At 52.5% G+C, this 4,229-nt stretch carries 2 protein-coding genes, 1 tRNA gene and 1 pseudogene; 1 reads left to right on the forward strand and 3 read right to left on the reverse strand.

The window, feature by feature from the left end:
• Window positions 1–181: 181 nt before the first annotated feature.
• Complete coding sequence (locus tag AC1DH9_RS23985; RefSeq protein WP_477808896.1) at window positions 182–856, reverse strand: DUF3313 domain-containing protein; 675 nt, start codon at window positions 854–856, stop codon at window positions 182–184.
• Between the two features lie 405 nt (window positions 857–1,261).
• Between AC1DH9_RS23985 and AC1DH9_RS23990 the strand changes: the two genes are divergently transcribed.
• Window positions 1,262–1,335 (forward strand) — tRNA-Cys (locus AC1DH9_RS23990).
• A gap of 260 nt (window positions 1,336–1,595) precedes the next feature.
• Here AC1DH9_RS23990 and AC1DH9_RS23995 read toward each other — a convergent pair.
• Window positions 1,596–1,682 (reverse strand): annotated as a pseudogene (locus AC1DH9_RS23995) (transposase); the annotation flags it as partial.
• Window positions 1,683–1,851: 169 nt separating this feature from the next.
• Window positions 1,852–2,733 carry a tetratricopeptide repeat protein gene (locus AC1DH9_RS24000; protein ID WP_477808897.1) on the reverse strand — a complete coding sequence of 294 codons (882 nt, stop codon included), beginning with the start codon at window positions 2,731–2,733 and terminating at the stop codon, window positions 1,852–1,854.
• Window positions 2,734–4,229: the final 1,496 nt, after the last annotated feature.

The following is a 4,229-nucleotide window of genomic DNA, read 5'->3' on the forward strand; positions in this document are numbered from 1 at the left end:
AGCCACAACTAGCCACAACTGCGCGAGGGTTTGGGGGCGGAGTTTGTTGATGTGTACTGCGAGAACAAGCGCCAGGACCACCTGGCCTTCCTGCAGGAGATCAGCGCGCGCGAGTACCGCTGGTATCTGTAATAACCGCCGACTCAGTCCCGCGAACYGAGTCGGCGTTTTACCCCGGTTGTTAGCGAAGGAATGCCTGCATGTCGCTGGTCAGCTTCTTCAGTGCCGCCTTGAAGTCGTTGGCTGTCACCTGCTGGCTTGTATTCTCCAACTGTTCACCGAAGACCTTGCGAGCGACTTTAGCCACGGTTTGGCCGTTGCTCGCGTCAACCATCTCAGCTTCGATGTACAACTCGGTKTCTTGRTYRCGGTGRCCGGTGGCCGCCTGAGTCGCRCCTATCGCRGCYGCGACCGGAACCACTTCATACCATTTCATGCCYTCGTTRGASGYKSTGACCCCGGTAATCGCRGCGCGTACGATCAGGACTCGCGAACCGGCAGGGGCCGACTGAACGTTTGGCACCACACGGTACTTCTGGCTCAGTGTGCTCTTGGCACTGTCCGTCATGTAGGTTTGCAGCTGATCCAGCGTCTGGCGGTTGACTCGCTCATTGGGCTTGGGGGCCGGGTACAGTTCCAGTTGCTTGAAGGCCACCGTGTTGTAAGCGTTCGGGTTCCAGGAAGGCGTCACCCAACGCATGGCTTTCTCGCCGCTGGGGGTGGTGACTTCTTGCAGGTTGCTGTAGTTGGGAAGAAACCCTGAGTATTGTTCCTTCTGTGTCACTTTTGAGGTGCAACCGCCGAGCAGCAGGCCGGTCAAGGCAACACCGATAAGCAAGTTTCTGGATAGGTGCATATTTTTACTCCATGGGTTGAAACGTTTTATTCAGGTCGCCTTAGTGGTGAGGCCGGCATCATCCGTGTCGACTTTGTGCCTTACTCAACCACAACCCGCCAGAAATCTGGATACTTCGCGAACCAGCGTAGGTACGAATGGCGAAATATCCAGTTGTCATGCTCGTGGACGCATTGCCCCGTGATATCGTCTGCCCGGCTGTGGAGTGCACCCGGTAGGGAGTTATAGAATTTTTTTCTTCCTGTTCTTGACATGCCCGGCGAACACGTACAGAATTGCGTCCATTCCTGATTCAGGAACGAGAAAAACCCTTTAGATATCAAAGGGTTGGAAACAGATAGCAATCCAGTTTCCCTCTCCAGTTTTTATGCGTTTGATGTTGTTTTTAAGGCATCGGACGTTTGGGGCCGAGTAGCAAAATGGTTATGCAGCGGATTGCAAATCCGCCTACGCCGGTTCGATTCCGACCTCGGCCTCCACTATTAAAACCCCGTAGATCAAAGGTCTACGGGGTTTTTTATTGCCTGCGATTTGGTAAGTGTTCCGCAACTTTTTGGATGTGTTCCGCAACCTGCCGGCTTTTTTCGTGGGTAATTGCACTGACTTGACCGCCCGTTTGCATTCGATCTGACCAGTCATTTGCATCGGACTTGACCAGCAGGCTTCGTAACCATGGCCGGCAGAGAACGGCCAGAAGCAGTCACTCAGTGTCTCAGCAAGCTTTCCAGACTAGACGCTACGCCACATCAGCAACACGCAAACCGCGTTCGGTGACTTGCTTGACTGCTTCGATCTTGAATTCTTCGGGGTAACGCTGGTTTCTGATGGCACCTCCCGATGGGCCTAATTATGAGGCTTGGAGGTGTCTACAAAACTAGGGGCGATTCACAACATCAACCCAAAGACAAAAGAAGGCGGATTCATTTAAGCGACAGCGGACTTAAAAAATCAAATAAATCCGTCCCTTTTCGGTCCCGGCAAATGGCTCTAGCGCTTCAATTCAAACCGACTTTGACGGAACGCTCGGACGACCAGGAATCTTGGCCTGACTGCAATATCGGCTCGGCAGGAATTCGGTATTTACCGAATGCGTTGACTACGGCCTGGTCTACGTCAGCGTTGCCCGAACTTTCGACCAATGCGATTTGCGGCACATTCGAACTAGGTTTGCCTTGCACTTGCAGAGTCACCGGTTTACTGGCGCTGCCGTGTTTGATTTGCTTATTTAAGGCAATCTCGATGTCCACTGTCGTGCGATTGAGACTCTTGCGACTGGTATCACTCCAGACCTCGTTGTAGCGCTGGGTCTGTTCAGTCGTCAGCACCAGTCCTTGAGCGCGGATCCGCTGAATGCCCTTCCACGAGACATCGCCGGCATGCTGGCTGGCCTCCACGTAATACATCATTGCCCCGAACAAATCCTGCGAGCCACCGCGGCCCTCCTCCATCAATCTGGCCAATGCGAGTTTACTTTTATCGCTGTCGCTGTTGGTCAGTGCCAACTGATAAAGCCGTCGCGCTTCGACGTCGTTACGCGCTTGCCCGTGGCCATTCTCGGCCATGCGCGCCAGTCTCTCGTTACCGACGCCATCCACGGCGGCGACGGACTCATAGAGCGATCTGGCCTTGCCAAAATCTTGTGGCAGGCCGCCACGACCGAATTCGTACAAACCACCGAGCGTAGTCTTACAGCGCACGTTGCCGTTATCGCTSGCTTTACGAATGTCTTGGACCTCGTCTGCAGTGGGGCCTTTAGCTCCCTCAAACAGCATACATTGGACGTTGGCCATACTCTCTTCCAAGGGGCTTGGTGGCCTGGAGGTTTGACACCCTGCGATGAGCCACGTGATTGCCAGTACAACAATTGCCTTTTTCATGTGATGCATCCGTGGAATCGTGTGGGTTTAATCGGCTGATGCGCGAAAAAAATTAAGCAAGATCAAAGGCTACACCAAGGCCTTCAACTGAAGAGGCCAAAAATATCCGGGGTTTCCTCATTTCTACCGAACCGTACCCATGGTGAATTGAGCATTTTTTGAGCATGGCGAAATGCCTCCATCATCACCACTATGTTGAGAGCATGCAGGGACATTGGCTCAATATTATCCTCGGATATAAATTTACCTAATCATCACCAGCTTATCTGCAGGAACGGGGAACCCTCTGCCATCCGACGGACCTCCAGGGGCACGAATGCCTTGTCTATCCCAGCACACGAGGACTGTTCACCAACTGGCAATTCGTGCGCGATGGTCGAAAAATCGAGGTCCGGGTCCATAGTCAGTTGGGGGTAAACAACGCCGCCGCCTTCATCGCTGAAGATCTGGCGCGTTCGTCCATCGCCAGCGGGAAGCTCGCGCGCATCCTTTGATACCCCGTCGCGCCCGATGCATCTCCTGTTCCATACCGACAGGCGACTGCGACTAAGCTGCGTAGCGTTGTGGAACTGGTCACGCGAGAACTTGGACCCGAGAATCTCAACGCTTCACAGATCGCAGGTTCCGAATCTCACCGCTGATAAAGGCGCTAATCGGCCAGTAGCGGCCTTTCACCTGTCGGTATTTCAGAAATAGAATAGCGACAATTCAATAAAATTAGCTATGTCATCTTATACTTCGGAAACATGGTGCTTACCCATAATATCTCTCCACTGGGAGTTCCGATAACTTCAACCGCCTGGAAATTTATAGTTCTTCCGTATTCATCTATTCCTGTACCTATCGCAGTTCTGAAGTTGTGGTAATAGGTATAGACGGGGGCACCGTCGTGGCTCCAGCTGAATGCGCAAGCACCATGATCTACGACATATTTCGCTACGCCACCTAAGCCGCTACTATTGTCCAGAAAGGCAGAGGTGAAATTCGAGCCGCTTTCGCCATTTGGGCCATGCCGGTCATTTATATGAGAGATAACGGGTGCTGTAATGACAGTTATCATAGTTTCATTCGTTCCTGATCGAAGCTTCCCATCAAAGGAAATCACCACAAATAATATGGCGATTATTTCATGTCATACAAAACATACGTTGTGTTCATTGCCTGACTATTAAGGAGGCGCTTGTGGAGCGTAGTACAAATCTTGGCTCAAGCGTGCGGGCGTACACGAAGCCGGCGGGATGCATTGGCCAGGCCGGAATCGCAGCGCGGAGAGTAATGAATAGGTTCTGGTTCTAAAGATACATTCGACCGAGCACTTCGGCGGGAAGTGTCAGGGTATGACTGACCGCTTCTGGCCGATTCTGTTGAAAAAGTAGCTCTCCTGCTTGGCCTGAGGCAAAATCTGCTCATCAGCCAGCGGGAGAGTACGCAGCATGATGGGACAGTTATCGAGTGGGCAGGATCGGCTGTTTTACTCGTTCAATCTTGAACACCAC

This window comes from Pseudomonas sp. 05T35, from assembly GCF_056396605.1.